The organism is Serinibacter salmoneus, from assembly GCF_002563925.1.
Lineage (GTDB): Bacteria > Actinomycetota > Actinomycetes > Actinomycetales > Beutenbergiaceae > Serinibacter > Serinibacter salmoneus.
The window spans coordinates 911,125-931,408 of record NZ_PDJD01000001.1 but is presented as its reverse complement, the minus strand read 5'-3'; the positions used below and the strand labels follow the sequence as shown (position 1 = coordinate 931,408).

The window sequence follows — 20,284 nt, the reverse complement described above, 5'->3', positions numbered from 1 at the left end:
GCTGATCCGATGGACCTGGCCGAGCGCATCACCGACCGCTCACCGCGCGGGATCGCCGCCGCGATCGCCGCGCTGGTGCGGGCGGGCGACCTGGCGCCCGGGGACCGGCTTCCCTCGGTGCGCGAGCTCGGCCCCGCCCTCGGGGTCTCCCCCGCCACCGTCGGCAGTGCCTACCGCACCCTCGGCGCCGTCGGGATGGTACGGGCCCGAGGCCGCGCCGGCACGGAGGTGGTGGACCTGGCGGCCGGCGCCGCGCCACCGATGCCGCCCAGCTACCGCGCCCTGGCCGGCGGGAACCGCGCCACCTGGCTCGATCTCGCCCGCGGCACCCCCGATCCCCACCTCCTGCCCTCGATCGCACGCGCGCTGCACGAGGTGGCCGACTACGCCGCCGCCCGGGAGCACCCCTCACCCCTGGTGCGCGACGCCCGGGCCACGGGGTGGAACTACGCCGATCCGCCGCTGCTCGCCGACCTCGAGCGCGCCGTCGCCCCCACCTGGCCCTACCGCCCCGAGGCGCTGACGGTGATGGACGGCGCCCTGGACGCGGTGGTGCGCCTGCTGGAGCAGTCGGTGGCCTTCGGGGACGCCGTGGCGCTGGAGGACCCGGGGTTCCCCCCGTTCTTCGACGTGGTGGAGCGGCTCGGTGCGCTGACGGTACCGCTCACCGTCGACCGGCACGGGGCCACCCCGGACTCGCTCGGGGCGGCCCTGGCCGCGGGGGCGCGGGTGGTGGTGCTGCAGCCGCGGGCGCACAACCCGACCGGGGTCAGCATGACCGCCACCCGCGCACGCGAGCTCGCCTCCCTCGTGCGGCGGCACACCACGGAGCACACCGGGAGCGAGCGGGAGGCGGCCCCGGTGCTGCGCCGTCGCCGGGTGCTGGTGATCGAGGACGACCACACCGGCGCGGTGGCCTCCTCCCGGGACGTCACGCTCGGGGTGTGGGCGCCCGGTCACGTGGTGCGGGTGCGCTCCTACTCCAAGTCCCACGGGCCGGACCTGCGGGTGGCCGTGGTCGGCGGCCCCTCCGGCGAGATCGGCGAGTTGGTCTCGCGCCGGATGCTCGGCCCCGGGTGGACCAGCCGGATGCTGCAGCGCACCCTGGTGGCGCTGCTGGACGACCCCGACGCACGCGCCCAGGTGGACCGGGCCCGCCTGACCTACCGGCGGCGGCAGGAGGCCCTCGTCGCGGCCCTCGCCGCGCAGTGCCTGGAGGTGGCGGCCGGCGACGGGCTGAACCTGTGGCTCCCGGTGACCCACGAGAAGGACGCCCTGGACCGGCTCGCCGCGGTGGGGATCCGCGCCGTCGGCGGCTCCGCCTTCCATCGCGCGCCACGTCGCAGCGACCACGTGCGCCTGACGATCGCGGGGATCGCGGAGGATCCGGACGAGGTCGCGGCGCTCGCGCGGGCGCTGGCGGTGGCGGCCGGGTAACTCACCCGATCACCCCCGCCGGTGCGAGCCACGCGACGGCGCCGGGCGTAGACTGGAGGGGCGACCGTGGGGACTGGCTTGTCCCTCCAGGTGCGGACCGTCCTTGTCCGTGAGGTTGCCGACTCAGATCCCGCAGCGTCCCGGAGTCCGCCTTGTCGCACCCTCGTGCCCTGAATCCTCGCCCCGCGGCCACTGCGCGCCGCCGCGCGCTCACCACCCTCGCCGCCGTCCCCGCCGTCGCGCTGCTCGCCGCGTGCGGTTCGTCCGACCCGGCGGTGGACTCGCCGGACTCCTCGGCCGGCGGGTCCGCCACCAGCACCGAAGCCCCTGCGTCCACCGAGCCCACTGGGTCCACGGGGTCCGACGGCTCCACGTACCAGACCTTCACCGCCGACAACTGCGGCTTCGCCGTCGAGGTCAGCGAGCGCCCCGAGCGGATCCTGGCCATCAAGTCCTCCATGATCGAGCTCGCGGCGGCCCTCGGCGCCTCCGACCGCCTCATCGGGGTGGCGTTCAGCGACGGGGAACCGCCCGCCGACCTCGCCGATTCCCTCGCCGAGGTGCCGGTGGTCTCCGACGCCGTGCCCGGCCAGGAGGCCCTCCTGGAACTCGCCCCCGACCTCGTCCTCGGCGGCTGGGAGTCGAACTTCTCCGCCGACGGCGCCGGTGAGCGCGACGCCCTCGCTGGCCTCGGCATCGCTACCTACGTGGCCCCCTCCGCCTGCCAGGGCGAGGGATACCAACCGAACCCGCTCACGTTCGAGGGCATCTTCGACGACATCCGCGAGGCCGGCGCGCTCCTGGACGCGAGCGAGGCCGCCGAGCAGGTGGTGGCCGACCAGCAGGCGGTGCTCGACGCCGTCGACCCCCTGGACGGGCAGAGTGCGGTGTGGTGGTCCTCGGGGACCGACACCCCCTACATCGGCACCGGCATCGGGGCGCCGCAGATGATCCTGCAGGCCGCGGGGTTGACCAATGCCTTCGGCGACGTCCCCGAGACCTGGTCCTCGATCGGGTGGGAGGAGGTCGTGGCCGCCGATCCCGACGTGTTCGTGCTCGTGGACTCCACCTGGAACAGCGCCGAGGACAAGATCGCGGCCCTGGCCGCCAACCCGGCCACCGCCTCCCTGGATGCCGTGGTGAACGAGCGCTACGTCGTCGTCCCCTTCGCCGCGACCGAGGGTGGCGTGCGCAACGCCGACACGGTGGCGGACATCGTCGACCAGGTCACCGCCCTGGGCTGAGCCACCTCCATGACCACCGACCAGCGCCCCACCATCCCGGCCGCGGCACCCACCCCGGCCCCGACGGTGCACCCCGACACGACGGCGCACCCCACCCCGCGCCGCCGGCTCCCCCTGTGGCTCCTGGTCACCCTGGGCGCTGTGGCGCTCATCGCCTCCGTGCTCGTGGCCGTCACCATCGGCCCCGCGGACCTCGATGTCGCCCAGGTACTGGCGATCCTCGGCCACCACCTGGGCCTCGCGTCCGCGCCCACCGAGCCGCTGAGCGACGCCATCGTGTGGGAACTGCGGCTGCCGCGGGTGCTGACCGCCGCGTGCGTGGGCGCCGGCCTGGCGCTCGGCGGCGCCGTCATGCAGTCCCTCACCCGCAACCCGCTGGCCGACCCCTACCTGCTAGGACTCTCCTCCGGCGCGTCGCTGGGCGCGGTGGCGGTGCTGGTGCTCGGCGTGGCGATCCTGCTGCCGGTCGCGGCCTTCGCCGGGGCACTGGCGGCCCTGGCCCTCACCCTGGCCCTCGCGCGCACCGCCGGGGCCCTCACCCCCACCCGGGCCGTGCTCGCGGGTCTCGCGGTCTCCCAGTTGGCGGCCGCCGGCACCAGCTTCGTCATCTTCTGGACGGCCAGCGGCGATTCCTACCAGGAGATCCTCGCCTGGCTGATGGGATCGCTGGCCGGCACCACCTGGCCGGACGTGAGCATCGCCGTCGTGGCCCTCGTGGTGGTCGGCACCGTGCTGATCGCCAGCGGCACCCGACTGGACGCCTTCACCTTCGGGGACACCGCCGCCGCCGCGCTCGGCATCAACGTGGCCCGCACCCGCTGGACCCTGCTCACCCTGGTGGCCCTGCTGACCGGCGCGATGGTCGCGGTCAGCGGTGCGATCGGGTTCGTGGGCCTCGTGCTGCCGCACGTGGTCGCCGCACTCACCGGCCCCGCGCACCGGCGGCTGCTGCCGATGGCCGCCCTGGTGGGCGCCACCTTCCTGATCTGGGCCGACACCTTGGCCCGCACCCTGTTCGACCCGCGCGAGATGCCGGTCGGCATCGTCACCGCCCTCATCGGGGTGCCGGTGTTCGCCTTCCTGCTGCGCCGCAGGACGGCATGGAGCTGACGGCATGGAGCTGAGGATCGCCGCCGTCGGCACCCGACTGGGCGGCCGGTGGGTGCTCAACGGCGTGGACGCCACTCCCCCGCCCGGCGCTCTGACCGGGCTGCTGGGGCCGAACGGGGCCGGGAAGTCCACGCTGCTGCGCACCATCGCCGGGCTGCTGCGCCCGGAGGCGGGGGCCGTACTCGTGGGCGAGCGGGCCGTGCACGAGATCCCGCGCCGGGAGCGCGCCCGCCACATCGCGCTGCTGGAGCAGGAGAACGCCACCGTCACCGACCTCACGGCAGCGGAGGTGGTGGCCCTGGGCCGCATCCCCCACCGCCGCTGGGGCGGCTCACCAGCGGGCGCCGACCCGGTCGGTGATGCGCTGGCTGCCGTCGGGGCGAGCGCGCTCGCGAACCGGATGTGGTCCACCCTCTCCGGCGGTGAGAAGCAGCGCGTGACGATCGCGCGGGCGCTGGCGCAGGAGCCTCGCCTGCTGCTGCTGGATGAGCCCACGAACCACCTGGACATCTCCGCGCAGCTCACGCTGCTCTCGTTCGTGCGACGACTCGTGCAGGAGGAGGGTCGCACCGCCGTGGCCGCGCTGCACGACCTCAACCTCGCCGCCACCTACTGCGACCACGTGCTGGTGCTGCACCAGGGGCGGCTGGCCGCGGCCGGCACGCCCGCCGAGGTCCTGACCCCGGGGCTGCTGCGCCGGGTGTACGGCGTGGAGGCGGAGGTGCTGACGCACCGGGGCCGGATCCACATCGCCTTCGAGGGCGCCCACCTGCCGGAGGCGGTCTCGTGAGGATCACGGTGCTCTCCGGTGGGGTCGGCGGGGCCCGGTTCACGCGCGGCCTGCTCGCGCACCTCGCCACCGTTCCGGGTGATCACGAGGTCACGGTCGTGGCGAACACCGGCGACGACATGTGGTTGCACGGTGTGCGGATCTGCCCCGACCTGGACACCCTCATGTACACCCTGGGCGGTGCGGTGCACGAGGGGCAGGGCTGGGGGCGCGACGGCGAATCGACCCGGGTGGCGCAGGATCTCGCCGGGTACGGGCTGGGTTGGGACTTCTTCACCCTCGGCGACCTGGACCTCGCCACGCACCTCGCGCGCACCGAACTGCTCCGGCGTGGGCTGGGGCTCGCGGAGGTCACCCGCCGCCTCGCTGCGCGTTGGGACCTCGACCGTCATGCCGGGCTGCCCCAGGGCTCCGTCCGGCTGCTGCCGGCCACGGAGTCCGAGGTCGAGACGCACGTGGTGACCGAGGAGGGAACGATCCACTTCGAGGAGTGGTGGGTGCGGCACCGGGCCGCGCTGCCGGCGCTGGGCTTCGAGCAGGTCGGGGTCGCGCAGGCCCGGCCCGCGCCCGGGGTGCTCGAGGCCCTCGGCGGATGCGGCGTGGTGATGCTGCCGCCCTCCAACCCCGTGGTCTCGATCGGCACGATCCTGGGGATTCCCGGGATCCGGGACGCAGTGCGCGCCACGTCGGCGCGGGTGGTGGGGATCTCCCCGATCGTGGGGGGCGCGCCGGTGCGCGGGATGGCCGACGCCTGCCTGCGGGCCATCGGCGTGGAGGCGACCGCGAGCGCCGTGGCCCGGCACTACGGCTGGCGGGACGAGGGCGGCATCTTGGACGCCTGGGCACTGGATGCCGTGGACGCCTCCCAGGCGCGGGGGCTGCGCGGCCCATCCCACCACGTGGCGTCGTTTGACACCATGATGGTGGATGTGAGCGCCACGGCCCGGATCGCGCAGCGCACGCTCACGTTGGCGAAGGAGTCGGCGTGAGGTGGTGGCTGGTACTGCCCGTGAAGGAGGGCGGCCGCGCCAAGAGCCGGTTCGGCGACGCCGTGCCGCAGCCGCTGCGCGCGGACCTCGCGCGGGCGATGGCGCGCGACACCGCCCACGCGGCCGCCCAGGCCGCGACGGTGGCCGGGCTGCTGGTGGTGACCGACGACGCAGTGCTCCCCGCGATGCTGGCGCCCGCGCTGGCGGGGCGCAGCGCCGAACTGGTGACGATCGCCGAACCCCGGCGGGCCACCGACGGCAGCGGCGACGCGGCCGACGCGCCCGACGCGGCCGACGCGGCCGACGCGGCCGAACACGGCAGCACCACCGAGCACGGCCTCGACGCGGCCGCCCTCGCCGGGGCCCACGCCGCGCGGGAGCGCGACCCGGGGTGCGGTGTGGCGGTGTTGATGGCGGACCTCCCGGGGCTGCGCTGTCTCGACCTGGAGCTCGCGCTGCGCCGCGCCGGCGCACACGAGCGCGCATTCGTGCCGGACGCCGCAGGCACCGGCACCACGCTGCTGACCTGCCGGGCGCCGCACCTGCCCCGCCCGGCGTACGGCAGCGGATCGGCCGAGCGGCACGAGTCCGCCGGGCACGTGCGCCTCGATCTCCCGGACTCCTCGACCCTGCGTCACGACGTCGACCTCGCGCAGGACCTCACCGCCCTGGCCGGGCACCCCGGCGGGCTCACCGGTGCCCTGCTCGCGCAGCGCGCCTAAGGTGATCGGGTGATCTCACCCGACCCCGCCGCTGGCCCTGCCGATGACCCCGCCGCCGATACGGACGCCCTGCACGTCGCGGCGCTCGGCGCCACGGTGCGGGTGGAACGCGGCCGGCGCGGACTCTCGGTCGCGGCCCTCGCCGAGCGCGCCGGCGTGAGTTTCGGCCTGGTCTCCCACCTCGAACGAGGCCAGGGCAACCCGTCCTTCAAGGCGGTGCAGCGCATCGCGCGCGCCCTGGAGATCCCCCTCGCCACGCTCCTCGCGGGCGGTGAGGGAGACCGCATGGTGGTGCGCGCCGACGAGCGGGAACTGCTCCCGACGGACCCGACGGCGCCAGCCGAGCAGCGCGTGGTGCGCGAACTCCTCACACCGCGGTTGACCAGCACGCTGCAACTGATCCGCTCGACCCTCCCCGTGGGATTCAGCAACGAGGCGCAGCCCTTCCGGCACCTCGGCACCGAGGTGGTCACCGTGGAGCACGGCGCCCTGCTGGTGGTGCACGGGGAGCGACGCACCCGACTCCTGCCGGGCGACAGCGCCACCTACACCTGCTCGACCCCGCACTGGTGGGCCAACGACGCCTCCGAGGAGACCGTGGTGCTCGGCGCCGTGACCCCGTTCGAGGCCTGAAGGGCCGCGTCCCGCAGGCCCAGGAGACGCTCGAGCTCCGCCAGCGGCTCGTCGTGGTCGTCCACCCGGAGGTCCAGCGCGAGCTGGGGCGGCCACAGGCTGACCTGTTGCACCCGAGCCACCTGGATGGCCGCACTCTGTCGACCGCGGCTGTCCCCACCTGCGGCCTCGCCCGCGTGCATCGCCCGCAGCACGTGCCGGCCGACGTCGCAGGCGTGCAGGGCCTCACGTTCCCCGCGACTGCGGTCCGGCGATGCGCGGCCCTGCGTGGGAAGCTCCAGGGCGGTGACGATGTCGTCGACCACGGCCCGCGCGCTGAGCACGTTGCCCAGCACCACATAGCCGTCACCGACCCGCTGCGCGGTGTGGGGCGTGCACTCTGGCCCGGTCCACGCGCTCCCGCGCCCCCGCAGTCCGAGCAGGGCGACCTGGCGACGGGCCACACCCTCGTCCCACTCCGGCAGCCGGTCGATCACCTCGCCGGGCACCTGCCCCGCTCTCATCGCCGCGAGCGCACGATGGCGCAGCAGCGGATTGGTCCAGGCCTGGGAGGCCACGGCACCGACGGCGGGATCCAGCGCCAACACGTTGGCACCGACGCCGAGCGATCTCGAGGCCGTCGCTGCGGCGAGGTACTCCCCACGGGGGTCGCGGGCGAGGATCGTGAACGTCACGGCACCTCCAACGGGCCAGCTGCGTAACAAGTCTGTTTCAGGTTGCGCCATAGGCTTGCCAAGCGCTTGACCATGGTGACACATTCTGATGGTTCAATCATCATCTTGATGGAAACCGACGGGAGAGACCATGCGCACCCACTCCGCAGCCCTCACCGGAGTCGCCGTCGCCAGCATCCTTGCTCTCACCGCCTGCTCGGGCGGCGGCGAGAGCGTGGACCTGGACGGCACCACCGACAGTTCGAGCGAGTCCAGTTCCGAGGGCGCATCCGGCGCCACCGTGATCGCGGCGATCGCGGGCGAACCGGACCAGCTCGACCCCAACAACACCAGTGCGTACTTCAGCTTCCAGGTGCTGGAGAACGTCTTCGACAACCTCGTCGAACCGGACGAGAACCTCGAGATGCAGCCTGCACTCGCCGAGTCGTGGGAGCTCTCCGACGACCAGCTGACCTGGACTTTCCACCTGCGTGAGGGCGTCACCTGGCACGACGGCACCGACTTCACCGCCGGCGACGTGGCCTACACCTACAACCGCATCATGGACGAGGAACTCGCCAACGCCTGGCGGTTCTCCGCTGTCGAGAGCGTCGAGGCCCCGGACGACTCCACCGTCGTCATCACCGTGACGCAGCCCAGCCCGAACCTGCTCTCCTCCATCGGCGGGTTCAAGGGTCTGGGTATCGTCCAGGAGGCCAATGTGACCTCGGGCGAGATCCAGACCGCCCCGATCGGCACCGGCCCGTTCTCGGTCACGGAGTACGTCAGCGGTGACCACATCTCCCTCGCGGCGAACGAGGACTACTGGGGCGGAGAACCGGAGGTGGCCGGTGTGGAGTTCCGGTTCATCTCCGAGCCCTCCACCGCGCTCGCCGCCCTGCAGAACGGCGAGATCGACTGGACCGACAACATCCCGCCGCAGCAGGTCGCCGACCTGGAAGGCGACGACGCCCTCGTCCTCGGCGTGGAACCCTCCAACGACTACTGGTACTTCGCCCTCAACCAGGACGTCGAGCCGTTCGACGACGTGCGCGTGCGCCAGGCCATCGCCTACGCCGTGGACCGCGAGGCGATCGTGCAGGCGGTCAGCTACGGCACGGCCAAGGAGAACCAACTCGCCATCCCGCAGACCTCGGCGTGGTACACCGCCTACGACGAGTACAACTACGATCTCGAGCGCGCCCAGGAGCTCCTGGACGAGGCGGGCGTGAGCGATCTGGAGATCGACTTCATGGCCACCTCGGACTACCCGGAGTCCTCCACCGCGGCCCAGGTGCTCGCCTCCTCGCTGGAGGACCTGGGGATCACCGTCACCATCCGTACCCCGGACTTCGCCACCTGGCTCGACGAGCAGGGCAGCGGCAACTGGGATGCCCTGATGCTCGGATGGCTCGGGAACATCGACCCGGATGACTTCTACTACGCCCAGCACCACTCCGAGGGCGGATCGAACTTCCAGGGCTACTCCAACCCGGACGTGGACGCCCTCCTCGACTCCGGCCGGGTCGAGACCGACGAGGCCGCCCGCGCGGAGATCTACGCCGAGGCGGCCACGATGATCGCTGACGACGCCAGCTACATCTACCTCTACAACCCGGCGATCATCCAGGCCTGGTCGCCGGACCTGGAGGGCTACGTCGCGCGCAGCGACGCCGCGATCAGGTTCCACGACGTCTCTCTCGCCGACTGAGTCCGGTGGGGCCGGTCACAGGCACCGCCTGTGACCGGCCCCACCGGCTCACCTGCCCCTCAACCCTGGAGAAGGCGTGTCCCGCATCCTCGGTCACCCCGTCGTGGCGTTCCTCGCCCGCCGCATCGTGTACTCCGCGATCGTGCTGCTCGGCGTCATGGTCGTCACCTTCGCGCTCGTGCAACTCGTTCCGGGCGACCCCGTGCGGATAGCGCTGGGCACCCGCTACACCCCGGAGGCCTACGATGCGCTGCGCGCCGCGTCCGGCCTGGACCGCCCCTTGCCCCAGCAGTTCCTCTCCTATCTCGGGGGCGTCCTGACCGGGGACCTCGGGGTGAGCTTCCGCGACGGCCAGGCCGTTGCGGTCACCTTGATGGACCGGCTCCCGGCCACCGTCTCGCTCGCCGCCGTCGGGCTGCTCATCGCGATGCTGATCTCGGTTCCGCTCGGCATCTGGGCCGCGCTGCACGAGGGCCGGATCTCCGACGCCGCCATCCGCATCGGCAGCCAGTTCGGCGTCTCCATCCCCGACTTCTGGCTCGGGATGCTGCTGATCACCCTGTTCTCCGTCACCCTGGGGTGGTTCCCCTCCTCCGGGTACATCCCGATCTCGCAGAGCGTCGGGGGCTGGGCCCACCAGGTCGCCCTTCCGGGGCTGACCGTGGGTCTGGTGGCCGGGGCGATCATGACCCGCTACATCCGCGCGGCGGTGCTGGAGGTGGTGGACATGTCCTACGTGCGCACCGCCCGCTCCAAGGGCCTGCCGCGGCACACGGTGACCTTCCGGCACATCGTGCGCAACGCGCTCGTGCCGGTGCTGACCATCGCCGGGATCCAGCTCGCCACCATCCTCGGCGGGGTGATCGTGGTCGAGGTCGTCTTCGCCTGGCCCGGCCTGGGCCGCCTGGTCTACGACGCCGTGCTCATGCGCGACTACAGCCTCATCCAGGGCGCGGTCCTGCTCATCGCCGCCCTGTTCCTGCTGGTGAATCTGATCGTGGACGTGCTCTACGCGATCATCGACCCGAGGATCCGATTGTCATGACCATCGAGACCACCTCCCACTCCCCGGTGAGCCGGATCCTGGCGGCGCGCCAGCCCGGGAGGCCGCGCCGTCGGGGCGGATGACGAACCTGCAGCTGCTGGCCTCGAACGGACTGACGGTCGCCGCCGCGGTGGTCCTGTTGCTGATCCTCGTGATGGCGCTGTTCGGGACGGTGATCGCGCCGTACGGCGAGAACGACGTCGACGTCAGCCAGGCGCTGCAGCCGCCCTCGGGTGCGCACTGGTTCGGCACGGACGACCTCGGGCGGGACGTGTTCTCCCGCGTGGTGCTGGCGACCAGGGTCTCCCTGATCGTCGCGGTGGCCTCAGTGGCGTTCGCGTTCGTCGTCGGGGTCACCCTCGGGGTCGTGGCCGGGTACGCGCGGGGCTGGTTCGACACCGTCATCATGCGGGTGGTCGACGTCATGTTCGCCTTCCCCGTGCTGCTGCTCGCGCTGGCCATCGTGGCCCTGCTGGGACCGGGACTGGCGACGACGATGCTGGCCATCGGCATCGTCTACACCCCGATCTTCGCGCGGGTCGCCCGCGCCAGCGCCCTGTCGATCTCCACCGAGCCGTACGTGCAGGTCTCGCGCACCATGGGCACGCCGAGCCCGGACATCCTGGTGCGACACGTGCTGCCGAACATCTCCGGACCGATCATCGTGCAGACCTCGCTCTCGTTGGCCTTCGCGATCCTGTCCGAGGCGGCGCTGTCCTTCCTCGGTCTCGGCATCCAGCCGCCGGAGCCCTCCTGGGGTCGGATGCTCTCCGAGGCCCAGGCGTTCCTCGGCCAGGCGTGGTGGATGAGCGTGTTCCCCGGCCTGGCGATCTTCCTGACCGCGCTGGCCTTCAACCTCGTGGGCGACGGCCTGCGCGATGTGCTCGACCCGCGCCAACGCACCCGCATCGAGGCAAGGAGGAACCGATGAGCAGCCCGCAGAGCGTGCTCAGCGTGCAGGACCTGCGGGTCACGATCGGACGACGCGAGATCGTCTCGGGCCTGACGTTCGATCTGGCCCAGGGCGGGACGCTCGGGTTGGTCGGCGAGTCGGGCTCCGGGAAGTCGATGACGGTGCTGGCCGCGACCGGACTCCTGGACGCGCCCGCCTCCCACGTGAGCGGCTCCTCGGTGTTGCGCCGGGGCGAGGCCGAGACCCAGCTGGTCGGGGCGCGCGAGCGGACGCTGCGGCGCGTGCACGGGGACGCGGTCGGGTTCGTGTTCCAGGACCCGTCCACCTCGCTGAACCCCCTGCTGACGGTGGGACGGCAGATCACCGAGCCGCTGGAGGTGCACCGCGGGATGACGCGACGCGGCGCCCGCGCCCGTGCCCTGGAGTTGCTGGAGGCGGTGGGGATCCCTCACCCGGAGGCGCGGATCGACTCCTATCCGCACCAGATGTCCGGCGGCCAGCGCCAGCGCGTGATGATCGCGGTGGCGTTGGCGTGCGACCCGGCGCTGCTGGTGGCGGACGAGCCGACCACCGCGCTGGATGTCACCACCCAGGCGCAGATCCTGCAGCTGGTGCGGGATCTGCAGGAGCGGACCGGCACCGCGGTGATCTGGATCAGCCACGATCTCGGGGTGATCGGGCAGGTGGCCGACGACGTGGTGGTGCTGCGCCACGGCAGCGCGGTGGAGGAGGCTCCGGTGCTGGACGTCTTCGACCGACCCCAGCACCCCTACACCCGGGAGTTGTTGGCGGCCCGGCCCGTGCTGGGGCACGCCGGGCCGGCCCGACCCGCGGACGACGAAAGCCGAGATCGCGGGGCCGGCCCGGACGGGCCGGGGCCGCTGCTGGAGGTCAACGACCTCCACGTGACCTTCCCGGTGTCCACGCCCACCGGGAAGCAGCGGATCCACGCCGTGCAGGGGGTGAGCTTCCAGTTGCCGCGCGGGCGCACGCTCGGGATCGTCGGGGAGTCGGGGTCGGGCAAGTCCACGATCGCGAATGTCCTCACCGGGCTGGTGGATGCCGATTCCGGTGCGGCGACCCTGGCGGGGCGGGACGTACTCGGGGCCCGCGGCGCGGGTCGCCGGGCACTGCGGCGCAGCCTCGCGATGGTCTTCCAGGACCCGTTCGCCTCGCTGGACCCGCGGCGCAGCGTGGGGGCTGCGGTCGCGGAACCGTTGCGGGTCCACCGCATCGCGACGGGGCCGGCGAGGCGGGCGCGGATCGCGGAACTGTTCGACCTGGTCGGCCTGCCGGAGGAGTTCATCGACCGGTACCCGCACGAGCTCTCCGGCGGGCAACGGCAGCGGGTCTCGATCGCCCGTGCACTCGCGCTGGAGCCGGAGGTGGTGATCCTGGACGAGTCGACCGCGTCGCTGGACGTGTCGATCCAGGCCAAGGTCCTGGACCTGCTGCGCGACCTGCAGGAGCGGCTCGCGCTGACGTACCTGTTCATCGCCCACGACCTGGCGATCGTGCAGCAGATGAGCCACGAGGTGCTGGTGATGCAGTCGGGGAAGGCCGTGGAACAGGGTGAGGCGGCGGCGATCTTCGCCGAGCCGCAGCAGGAGTACACGCGCACGCTGCTCGCGGCCATTCCCCCGGAGCGCCCGCGGGCCGCTGCCTGAGCAGGTGGCACCCGGGGCGTAAGAGGGCGGCACTCGCCGCGTGAGCCGCTGACGCCCCGGCGAAACGCGGACGACCCGTCCGCCGGGGCCACCGGCCTCCGCCTACCAGAGAGGTGGCGACTCCCCAGCCCCGGGCGGCGACTCCCCAGCCCCGGGCGGCGACTCCCCAGCCCCGGGCGGCGACTCCCCAGCCCCGGGCGGCGACTCCCCTGCAATCGCCTCACTGCGGGCCAAGGCTGTACTCCCTGCTCGAGTTGGGGCCACGCTGGGGTCCTGCGGCGCGACTCGCATGCCTCTCGAAGCCTCCCGTCGCCGCGGGATCAGCAGGTCATCCTCGACCCTGCTCGACTCACCGATGTGGCGGCCGTCCTGCCGCGCGAAGCGGAACCCGGTGGCCGTCCGCGAGATGGTGATCCGCTCATCGTGGACCTGGTGGTGGTGCCGGGAGCAGAGCGTGATCGCGTTCTCCAAGGTGGTCTCGCCGTCCCGGCACCAGTGGATCAGGTGGTGCACCTCGCACCAGGTCGCTCGCATGTGACACCCGGGGAACTGGCAGTGCCGGTCCCGCACGAGAACCGCCCGCCGCAGGTCGCCCTCGTAGGTGCGCTTCGTGCGACCGACGTCCACGGGAACTCCGGCCGGGTCGAGCACCATGCGCTGCAGGTAGGCGTCGCATGCCATGACCTCCAGCGCCGCGAACGGGATCAGAGTGCCGTCCAGCAGCTGCGCCAGCGGTGGTTCTTCGCTGAGCCCCGAGGCCCCGAACGCGTTCGACGTCAGACGCCGGCGTTGGCCCACACCCACACCCACACCCGCACCCGCACCCGCACCCGCACCCGCACCCGCACCCGCACCCAAGCATCCCTGCCGCCGGCGCGCCATCAGGAGCAGCCAGGTGTCCTCACGGATGAGTACCGTCAGGTGCGGCCGGATCTGCGAGCCGCTGCGCTGGTCGCCGACGGACAGAGTGCGTTCGGCCAACAGGACCAGCGCATCCGCACGTCGAGCCTCCGGCGCGCGCGGATCGTCAGCCGAGGGCGCCTCCGTCAAGGACTCCAACGCGGTGCGCACCGTGGCGCCGGCGACCGGGTCCAGGAATCCTTCCACTGTCACCCCGCCTCGCCCGTTGATCAGCCGGAGGCTGCGCGATCGCCGAGCCGCTTCGTAGTCACGGTCGGCCTGATCCGCCTCCATGGCGGCGGCCTGGGCCCGCAGTTCCTTGCGCAGTTCGGGGACGCTCGCCTTCTTTGCGCGGTCGAGGATCTCGCCCTCACACGCGACCAAGCGACTCCGGGTCTGGCTGGAGACGCCGTCGAGCACGCCGGCGATCGCGCGGACGTGTCCCTCGCTCACGGTCCCGTCGCTCGCCGCCTCACACACCCGCGGCAGTTGTCCGAGCGCGGCACCCGCGGACGCTTCTGTCTTCGCCGCGCCCAGCCCCTGCCGGGACGACGTGGCACGCCAGGTGGTGAACTGGCGCTGTTCCCGCTCGTCGGCGATCGAGGTCCCGCTCCGACTCGGACCGCTGGCTAGCGCGACCACCCGGGTGCGCTGCACGCCGAGGATCGAGGAGGCGGTATCGAGCACCCGAATGGCTGACCGCAGTGCGGCGCGCTGGGAGGTAGGGCCCCCGGACGACTCGTCCGCGTCCAGGCGCGCGATCTCCTCCTCGGCGAGGGACACCTCGGCCGCGAGGTGCGCGACGGAATCCCTCACCCGCTGCGCGAGCGCGGACACCCGACCGGCTGCTGTGTCACCCGCAGGTGTGCGGCCCTCCGCTGTGTCACCCGCATCCATCGCACCGGGAGTCGTGAGCCCTGCGGCGACGCCGGCCCGCCACCGGGCCCCGGCCGACCCGGGCTCCTGCGCAACGACCTCCGCCACCACGATCATCACCCCCGCCCCATCGTTCGAACTGATGTGGCAACTGTACGGCTGACAACTGACATCCTGAGGTGCCTGAACTCATCTGTGGACAACGAGCACCGAGCAGCGCGACCGACACCCGACTCGCTCCCGCACGGCTGGGGAGGCGCCACCTCCTACCCTGAAGGCATGCCCGAAGTCAGCCGCACGATCCCGGCGAGCGCCCAGCGCACATTTGCCCTCCTCGCGGATGTCGAGCGCCACGATCGCTGGATCCCGCTGACCACGATCACCCGCCCACCGGGTGAGGCCGGCACTCCCCTGCGCCCGGGCAGCCGATTCCTGGCGGACACCGCCGGAATCCTCCCCGACCGGATGGTCGTCACCAGGGCGCACGACGGCGCAGCCCACCCGGGCGAACCCCTCGCTCTGCACCTGCGGAAACTGGGCCCGCTCCTGGTCGGCGAGACCTGGATCCGGGTCCAGCCCACCTCACCCGAGGCGACCACCTGCGTGGCCACGTGGGGCTACCGGGTGGGGATCGCCGTCGGGCATCGCGTCATCGCGAGACGCGCCACCACGGTCGGTTGCCTCGCGATGGCGCGCATGGTGCTCTGGCGAGCAGGCCTGGCTTGATGCGCAGACCAGGGCAACGTCGGGTAGCCTCGAGTCGACGCAAACGCTGACCGGCCGACGTAGTTGGCCACCGCGTGGAAACGATCGCGTCCCACACCAATTCGCCACGGGAGAGGGCCCATCATGCGAAACGACAACGCCATCGAGCTAGGGTTGCGCCGACGCTCCGTCCTCAAGGGCGCGGCCTGGAGCGTGCCCGTGGTCGCCGCCACGACCATGGCGGCGCCGGCCGCTCTCGCCTCGACAGGCGGGGTGTTCACCATCGCCGCCTCAACCGAGTGCTTGATCTCCCAGATCCAGAACCGACTGACGGCGACGAATACGAACTTGGAGTGGCCGAACCCGGCCTTCCCGCAAGGAACCCAGTTCACCTTCAGCATCACCAGCGAGGACTCGAGCATCGTGTTGCCCGAGATCGGGTTGGCTGCGGGATACTCGCCCGAATTGGTGACCTCAACCACGATCGACGCCTACACCGAGGTGTTCACTCTCACGAGTGACTACGGGCTCTCCGCGAGCATCCACTTCTTGGCAGACCTACCCACAGATTGGGACGCAGCGCAGCCGAACTGGGCGCTTCACCTGACGGTCGCCCTCCCTGCTGGCTCTACCTTCGGCGCGGGCAGTTCTCCGAGCGCGACGATCATCAAGGACGGCTCCCAGTGCCGGGAGGAGTAAGCGTCAGTTAGAAGTGTCGGGCGGCGCCTCACGCGCCGACGGACCTCCTGATCCACGGCGATTCGGTCACCGACGCCTCACACCCGGGCGACGTCCACCCCGGCCCCGTCGAACTGCTCCGCGGTCTCGTCATCGAGCCGCGCATCGGTGATCAGCAGGTCCACCTCGTCGGTGCGGGCGAAGCGGTGGAAGCTCACCACGCCCGCCTTGGAGGAGTCGGCCACCACCACGGCGCGGCGCGCCGCACGGATGAAGGAGCGCTTGGTGTCGGCCTCGATCCCGTGCGGGGTGGTGAAGCCGCGCTCCACATCCAGCCCGTTGGCACCGAGGAACGCGACGTCCACGTAGATGTCCTCCAGGGCCGCGCGCCCCCAGGAGCCCACGGCCGCCCCGGTGCGCCTGCGCACCGGGCCGCCGAGGATCACCAGGGAGGTGTCCGCCCGCTCGTACAGCAGCGATGCGATCGCCACCGAGTTGGTGACGACCGTCAGGTCGCTGTCCGCGGGGAGCGCCTGGGCGAGGGCCACCGTGGTGGAGCCGGAGTCCAGCAGGATCGTCCCGCCGTCGGGCAGCTCCTCCAGCGCACGAGCGGCGATCCGCATCTTCTCCTCGTGCGCCCGGGTCATCCGGCGCTCCAGGCTCGGCTCCACGCCGAGCCGGTCCACGGGGAGTGCTCCCCCGTGGACCCGGCGCAGCAGGCCGCGTCGCTCCAGGGCCGTGAGGTCCCGCCGCACCGTCTCCGGGGTTACCCGGAGCATCTCGGCGAGCGCCCCCACCTCCACCCGGCCCTTGTCGCGCGCGTGGTCGATGATGATCTGCTGGCGCTCGGGGGCATACATCGCCAGCGGGTTCTGACTCATGGCTCCACGGTAACCTTGATGGCCTCGCCGCGAGCGACGATGTCGAGTGCCTCCAGGGCCTGGTCCAGCGGCACGTGCCGCGTGATCAGGTCCTTCACCGGGATCTGCCCGGTGGAGATGTACTCCAGGGCCCGCTTGTGGTGGTCCGGCGCGGAACCGTTCGCTCCGTGGATGTGCAACTGGCGGTAGTGCACCAGGTTCGAGTCGCAGGTGATGGTCGGGTCGGTCTTGGGCAGCCCGCCGAAGAAGGAGATCCGGCCGTTGCGCGCGGCCATCGCGATGGCCTGCTCCTGGGTGATGTTCGCGGGCGTCGCGGTGATGATGACGTCCGCGCCGCGACCGCCGGTCAGCTCCATGACGCGCTCGACCACGTCCTCCTTCGAGGCGTCGATCACGCCGTCGGGCTGCACGGCCTCGGCGGACATCGCCAGGCGCTCGGCGTTGACGTCCACGAGCCAGACCTGGCCGACCTTGTGCACGCCGCGCGCGATCCGGATGTGCATGCACCCGATCGGGCCGGCGCCGAAGACGACCGTGAAGTCGCCCTCCTCGATGCCCATCTGCTCCTGGGCGTTGATGGCACACGCGAACGGCTCGGCGGCGGAGGCCTCGTCGAAGCCGACGTTGTCGGGGATCCGGTTGAGCCCATCCACCTTCAGGACCTGTTCCGGGACGATCATGTACTCGGCGAACCCGCCGTCGTACTGGTATCCGACCGAGGTCTGGTTCTGGCAGACCTCCATCCATCCCTTGGAGCACTCGTGGCACTCCCCGCACGGCACGGCGGCGATGACCTGGACCCGGTCCCCGACGGCGAAGCCACCCTTGGCCTCGGCGCCCACCTCCACGACCTCCCCGGCGATCTCGTGGCCCATCGTGGTCTCGCGCGTGATGTTGACGTGCCCGTTGTTGCGGATCTTCACGTCCGTACCGCAGGTGGAACAGTTGCGCACGCGGATCTTGACCTCACGCTCACCGCAGGTCGGCTCTGCCACCTCCTCGATGCGGACGTCACCCGGGGCGTGGAATCGCAGTGCCTTCATCGATGCTCCCATCAGCGCGGCGCACCGTCGACGTCGACGTCGACGCGTGGGCCTGTGTTTGTGTGGGTTCAGTCTGCCTGAGTTGGATCGTGTCGTCAATCCTCCTTGACACGGCGCGATCCAAACCGATATAAACATCAACACAGATCAACGGGGATCCGGGCAGGGTTGCCCAGACACGGCTGAGAGGGAAAGCGCATGACCACCACCACCGACGCCGCACCGGCGAAGGAGCGCGGCTCCGCCAGAGTCGCGGTGCAGAAGTTCGGGACGTTCCTGTCCAACATGGTGATGCCCAACATCGCGGCGTTCATCGCCTGGGGCCTCATCACCGCCCTGTTCATCAGCGACGGCTGGCTCAACGGCGTGGGCGCGGAGAAGAACTTCGCCGCCGACAGCTGGGTCGCGCAGATCGGTGGATGGGGTGACTTCGACGGCGGCGGCATCGTCGGCCCGATGATCACCTACCTGCTGCCGATCCTCATCGCCTACACCGGCGGCCACATGATGTACCAGGTGCGCGGCGGCGTGGTCGGCGCCATCGCTGCCGTGGGTGTCATCACCGGTACCAGCATCCCGATGTTCATGGGCGCCATGATCATGGGTCCGCTCGGCGGCTGGTCGATGAAGAAGATCGACGCGATCTGGGACGGCAAGATCCGCCCCGGCTTCGAGATGCTCGTCAACAACTTCTCCGCCGGCATATGGGGCGGGATCCTGGCGTTCGTCGGGTTCTTCGTGATGAGCCCGATCGTCACCTGGATCTCCGACACCCTCGGCGCCGGGGTGCAGTGGCTGGTGGACAACAGCCTCCTCCCGCTGACCTCGATCATCATCGAGCCGGCGAAGGTCCTCTTCCTCAACAACGCCATCAACCACGGCGTGCTCACGCCGCTGGGCACCGCCGAATCGGTCGAGGCCGGCAAGTCCATCCTGTTCCTGCTCGAGGCGAACCCTGGTCCCGGCTTCGGGCTGCTGCTGGCCTTCGCCGTCGCCGGCACCGGCCTGGCGCGGGCCTCTGCCCCCGGCGCGATGCTGATCCAGTTCGTGGGCGGCATTCACGAGATCTACTTCCCGTACGTGCTGGCCAAGCCGCGCCTCATCATCGCCCTCATCCTCGGCGGCATGACCGGCGTGTTCACCAACGACTTGTTCGACTCCGGGCTACGAGCCCCAGCGGCCCCCGGGTCCATCATCGCCGTGATGCTGCAGACCGCCAGCGACAGCTATGTCGGCGTCACCCTGTCGGTGGTCGCCTCGGCGACCGTCACCTTCCTGGTCGCCGCGTTCATGCTCCGCCTGGAGCGCAACCGGGGCGAGGTGGACCTGGCCGCAGCCGCCGCCGAGATGGAGTCGATGAAGGGCAAGAAGTCCTCGGTGGCCTCGACGCTGACCGCCCAGTCCGCCGAGTCCGGCCCGATCCGCAAGATCGTGTTCGCCTGCGATGCGGGCATGGGCTCCTCGGCGATGGGCGCCTCGGTGCTGCGCCGCAAGATCCAGAAGGCCGGGCACGGCCACGTGACCGTGGTGAACAAGGCCATCTCCAACCTCGAGGACGAGTGGGACCTCGTGGTCACCCACCAGGACCTCACCGACCGCGCGCGGCAGAAGAGCGGCTCCGCGATCCATGTCTCGGTGGAGAACTTCATGGACTCCCCGAGCTACGACGACATCGTGGACCTCATCGACTCGATGGGAGACGGCGGCGGCGCCCACCCGCGGACGTCGGCGCCCGCCCCGAGCGAGGCTCCGGTCGCCGGCGGCGCGGCCACGGCCACCCGCCCGGAGCTGCTGGTGGACGGCGCGGTGGTCCTCACCGGCACCGCCACCACCCAGGCCGACGCCATCAACGAGGCGGGCAACCTCCTGGTGGCGCAGGGGTACGTGACGCAGGACTACGTCACCTCGATGCACGAGCGCGAGAAGTCGGTCTCGACCTACATGGGCGAGGGCCTGGCCATCCCGCACGGCACCAATGAGGCCAAGGGCGAGGTGCGGTCCACCGGGCTCTCCTTCGTCCGCTACCCCGGCGGTGTGGAGTGGGGCGCCGAACGCGCCACGTTCGTGATCGGGATCGCGGCCGTGGGCGATGAGCACCTGAGCCTGCTGCAGAAGGTGGCCGTGGTCTTCGCCGACAGCGAGGCCGTGGCCCGCCTGGAGCGTGCCACCAGCGCGGCCGAGGTGCGCGCGGTGCTGGAGAGCGCCGAGGGCTGATCCGACGCGGCGGCCCGGGGGTGGTCGCCGACACCCAAGCGGCGGCGGGAGTCTCGGCTCCCGCCGCCGTCGT

18 protein-coding genes are annotated in these 20,284 nt (G+C 71.7%); 14 read left to right on the top strand and 4 right to left on the bottom strand.

What is annotated here, in order from left to right; translation table 11 throughout:
• Positions 1 to 9 precede the first annotated feature (9 nt).
• The 7 genes from ATL40_RS04005 to ATL40_RS03975 all read left to right on the top strand — a co-directional run bounded on the left by ATL40_RS04005 (position 10) and on the right by ATL40_RS03975 (position 6,925).
• Entirely contained in the window at positions 10 to 1,437 is a 1,428-nt protein-coding gene (locus ATL40_RS04005) for an aminotransferase class I/II-fold pyridoxal phosphate-dependent enzyme (RefSeq protein ID WP_098468408.1), read from the top strand.
• 152 nt (positions 1,438 to 1,589) lie between these two features.
• Positions 1,590 to 2,681 (top strand): putative F420-0 ABC transporter substrate-binding protein, encoded by a 1,092-nt coding sequence (locus ATL40_RS04000; RefSeq protein WP_245866699.1) that lies wholly within the window; start codon positions 1,590 to 1,592, stop codon positions 2,679 to 2,681.
• Positions 2,682 to 2,690: 9 nt separating this feature from the next.
• Positions 2,691 to 3,791, top strand: a complete 1,101-nt coding sequence (locus tag ATL40_RS03995) for a putative F420-0 ABC transporter permease subunit (RefSeq protein WP_098468407.1) — start codon at positions 2,691 to 2,693, stop codon at positions 3,789 to 3,791.
• Between the two features lie 4 nt (positions 3,792 to 3,795).
• Positions 3,796 to 4,581 (top strand): ABC transporter ATP-binding protein, encoded by a 786-nt coding sequence (locus ATL40_RS03990; RefSeq protein ID WP_098468406.1) that lies wholly within the window; start codon positions 3,796 to 3,798, stop codon positions 4,579 to 4,581.
• Positions 4,578 to 5,570: a 2-phospho-L-lactate transferase gene (cofD, locus tag ATL40_RS03985; RefSeq protein WP_098468405.1), complete on the top strand. Its 993-nt coding sequence runs from the start codon at positions 4,578 to 4,580 to the stop codon at positions 5,568 to 5,570. Before ATL40_RS03990 ends, cofD begins: the two co-directional genes overlap by 4 nt.
• Positions 5,567 to 6,292 carry a 2-phospho-L-lactate guanylyltransferase gene (gene cofC, locus ATL40_RS03980; protein WP_098468404.1) on the top strand — a complete coding sequence of 242 codons (726 nt, stop codon included), beginning with the start codon at positions 5,567 to 5,569 and terminating at the stop codon, positions 6,290 to 6,292. The genes cofD and cofC overlap by 4 nt, the downstream gene beginning before the upstream one ends.
• A gap of 9 nt (positions 6,293 to 6,301) precedes the next feature.
• Positions 6,302 to 6,925: a helix-turn-helix domain-containing protein gene (locus ATL40_RS03975; protein ID WP_245866697.1), complete on the top strand. Its 624-nt coding sequence runs from the start codon at positions 6,302 to 6,304 to the stop codon at positions 6,923 to 6,925.
• Here the strand turns inward: ATL40_RS03975 and ATL40_RS03970 are convergent.
• Positions 6,838 to 7,599, bottom strand: a complete 762-nt coding sequence (locus tag ATL40_RS03970) for a DUF1028 domain-containing protein (RefSeq protein ID WP_098468403.1) — start codon at positions 7,597 to 7,599, stop codon at positions 6,838 to 6,840. The two genes, ATL40_RS03975 and ATL40_RS03970, sit on opposite strands and share 88 nt — an antisense overlap.
• A 130-nt stretch (positions 7,600 to 7,729) precedes the next feature.
• Here ATL40_RS03970 and ATL40_RS03965 point away from each other — a divergent pair, with 130 nt between their 5' ends.
• The 4 genes from ATL40_RS03965 (at position 7,730) to ATL40_RS03950 (ending at position 12,914) form a co-directional block, all read left to right on the top strand.
• The gene (locus ATL40_RS03965; RefSeq protein ID WP_098468402.1) at positions 7,730 to 9,289 is read left to right on the top strand and encodes an ABC transporter substrate-binding protein; all 1,560 of its coding nucleotides are present in this window, start codon (positions 7,730 to 7,732) and stop codon (positions 9,287 to 9,289) included.
• A 76-nt stretch (positions 9,290 to 9,365) separates the two neighbouring features.
• On the top strand, positions 9,366 to 10,334 hold the full coding sequence (locus tag ATL40_RS03960; RefSeq protein ID WP_098468401.1) for an ABC transporter permease: 969 nt from the start codon (positions 9,366 to 9,368) through the stop codon (positions 10,332 to 10,334).
• A gap of 79 nt (positions 10,335 to 10,413) precedes the next feature.
• The gene (locus tag ATL40_RS03955; protein ID WP_098468400.1) at positions 10,414 to 11,265 is read left to right on the top strand and encodes an ABC transporter permease; all 852 of its coding nucleotides are present in this window, start codon (positions 10,414 to 10,416) and stop codon (positions 11,263 to 11,265) included.
• Positions 11,262 to 12,914, top strand: coding sequence for an ABC transporter ATP-binding protein (locus ATL40_RS03950; RefSeq protein ID WP_098468399.1), 1,653 nt, complete (start codon positions 11,262 to 11,264; stop codon positions 12,912 to 12,914). The genes ATL40_RS03955 and ATL40_RS03950 overlap by 4 nt, the downstream gene beginning before the upstream one ends.
• A 102-nt stretch (positions 12,915 to 13,016) precedes the next feature.
• Here the strand turns inward: ATL40_RS03950 and ATL40_RS15555 are convergent, their stop codons facing one another.
• Positions 13,017 to 14,798 carry an HNH endonuclease signature motif containing protein gene (locus ATL40_RS15555; RefSeq protein ID WP_169925871.1) on the bottom strand — a complete coding sequence of 594 codons (1,782 nt, stop codon included), beginning with the start codon at positions 14,796 to 14,798 and terminating at the stop codon, positions 13,017 to 13,019.
• A gap of 171 nt (positions 14,799 to 14,969) precedes the next feature.
• Here ATL40_RS15555 and ATL40_RS03940 point away from each other — a divergent pair, with 171 nt between their 5' ends.
• Both ATL40_RS03940 and ATL40_RS03935 read left to right on the top strand, forming a co-directional pair.
• Positions 14,970 to 15,416 (top strand): SRPBCC family protein, encoded by a 447-nt coding sequence (locus tag ATL40_RS03940; protein ID WP_098468397.1) that lies wholly within the window; start codon positions 14,970 to 14,972, stop codon positions 15,414 to 15,416.
• 123 nt (positions 15,417 to 15,539) lie between these two features.
• Positions 15,540 to 16,094, top strand: coding sequence for a hypothetical protein (locus tag ATL40_RS03935; protein ID WP_098468396.1), 555 nt, complete (start codon positions 15,540 to 15,542; stop codon positions 16,092 to 16,094).
• 77 nt (positions 16,095 to 16,171) lie between these two features.
• On the opposite strand, the gene ATL40_RS03930 is transcribed toward ATL40_RS03935, so the two are convergent.
• Both ATL40_RS03930 and ATL40_RS03925 read right to left on the bottom strand, forming a co-directional pair.
• Positions 16,172 to 16,954, bottom strand: coding sequence for a DeoR/GlpR family DNA-binding transcription regulator (locus ATL40_RS03930; protein WP_245866694.1), 783 nt, complete (start codon positions 16,952 to 16,954; stop codon positions 16,172 to 16,174).
• Complete coding sequence (locus tag ATL40_RS03925) at positions 16,951 to 17,997, bottom strand: zinc-dependent dehydrogenase (RefSeq protein WP_098468395.1); 1,047 nt, start codon at positions 17,995 to 17,997, stop codon at positions 16,951 to 16,953. The genes ATL40_RS03930 and ATL40_RS03925 overlap by 4 nt, the downstream gene beginning before the upstream one ends.
• A 198-nt stretch (positions 17,998 to 18,195) precedes the next feature.
• Here ATL40_RS03925 and ATL40_RS03920 point away from each other — a divergent pair, with 198 nt between their 5' ends.
• Positions 18,196 to 20,211 carry a PTS mannitol transporter subunit IICBA gene (locus ATL40_RS03920; protein ID WP_098468394.1) on the top strand — a complete coding sequence of 672 codons (2,016 nt, stop codon included), beginning with the start codon at positions 18,196 to 18,198 and terminating at the stop codon, positions 20,209 to 20,211.
• Positions 20,212 to 20,284: the final 73 nt, after the last annotated feature.

Excerpts from the sequence above, each read along its gene's own strand:
- ATL40_RS03920 (WP_098468394.1), top strand. The coding sequence starts at position 18,196 with ATGACCACCACCACCGACGCCGCACCGGCGAAGGAGCGCGGCTCCGCC.
- ATL40_RS03950 (WP_098468399.1), top strand. The coding sequence starts at position 11,262 with ATGAGCAGCCCGCAGAGCGTGCTCAGCGTGCAGGACCTGCGGGTCACG.
- ATL40_RS03935 (WP_098468396.1), top strand. The coding sequence starts at position 15,540 with ATGCGAAACGACAACGCCATCGAGCTAGGGTTGCGCCGACGCTCCGTC.
- ATL40_RS04005 (WP_098468408.1), top strand. The coding sequence starts at position 10 with ATGGACCTGGCCGAGCGCATCACCGACCGCTCACCGCGCGGGATCGCC.
- ATL40_RS03965 (WP_098468402.1), top strand. The coding sequence starts at position 7,730 with ATGCGCACCCACTCCGCAGCCCTCACCGGAGTCGCCGTCGCCAGCATC.
- ATL40_RS03955 (WP_098468400.1), top strand. The coding sequence starts at position 10,414 with ATGACGAACCTGCAGCTGCTGGCCTCGAACGGACTGACGGTCGCCGCC.
- ATL40_RS03930 (WP_245866694.1), bottom strand. The coding sequence starts at position 16,954 with ATGAGTCAGAACCCGCTGGCGATGTATGCCCCCGAGCGCCAGCAGATC.
- ATL40_RS03990 (WP_098468406.1), top strand. The coding sequence starts at position 3,796 with ATGGAGCTGAGGATCGCCGCCGTCGGCACCCGACTGGGCGGCCGGTGG.
- ATL40_RS03925 (WP_098468395.1), bottom strand. The coding sequence starts at position 17,997 with ATGAAGGCACTGCGATTCCACGCCCCGGGTGACGTCCGCATCGAGGAG.
- ATL40_RS03995 (WP_098468407.1), top strand. The coding sequence starts at position 2,691 with ATGACCACCGACCAGCGCCCCACCATCCCGGCCGCGGCACCCACCCCG.
- ATL40_RS03940 (WP_098468397.1), top strand. The coding sequence starts at position 14,970 with ATGCCCGAAGTCAGCCGCACGATCCCGGCGAGCGCCCAGCGCACATTT.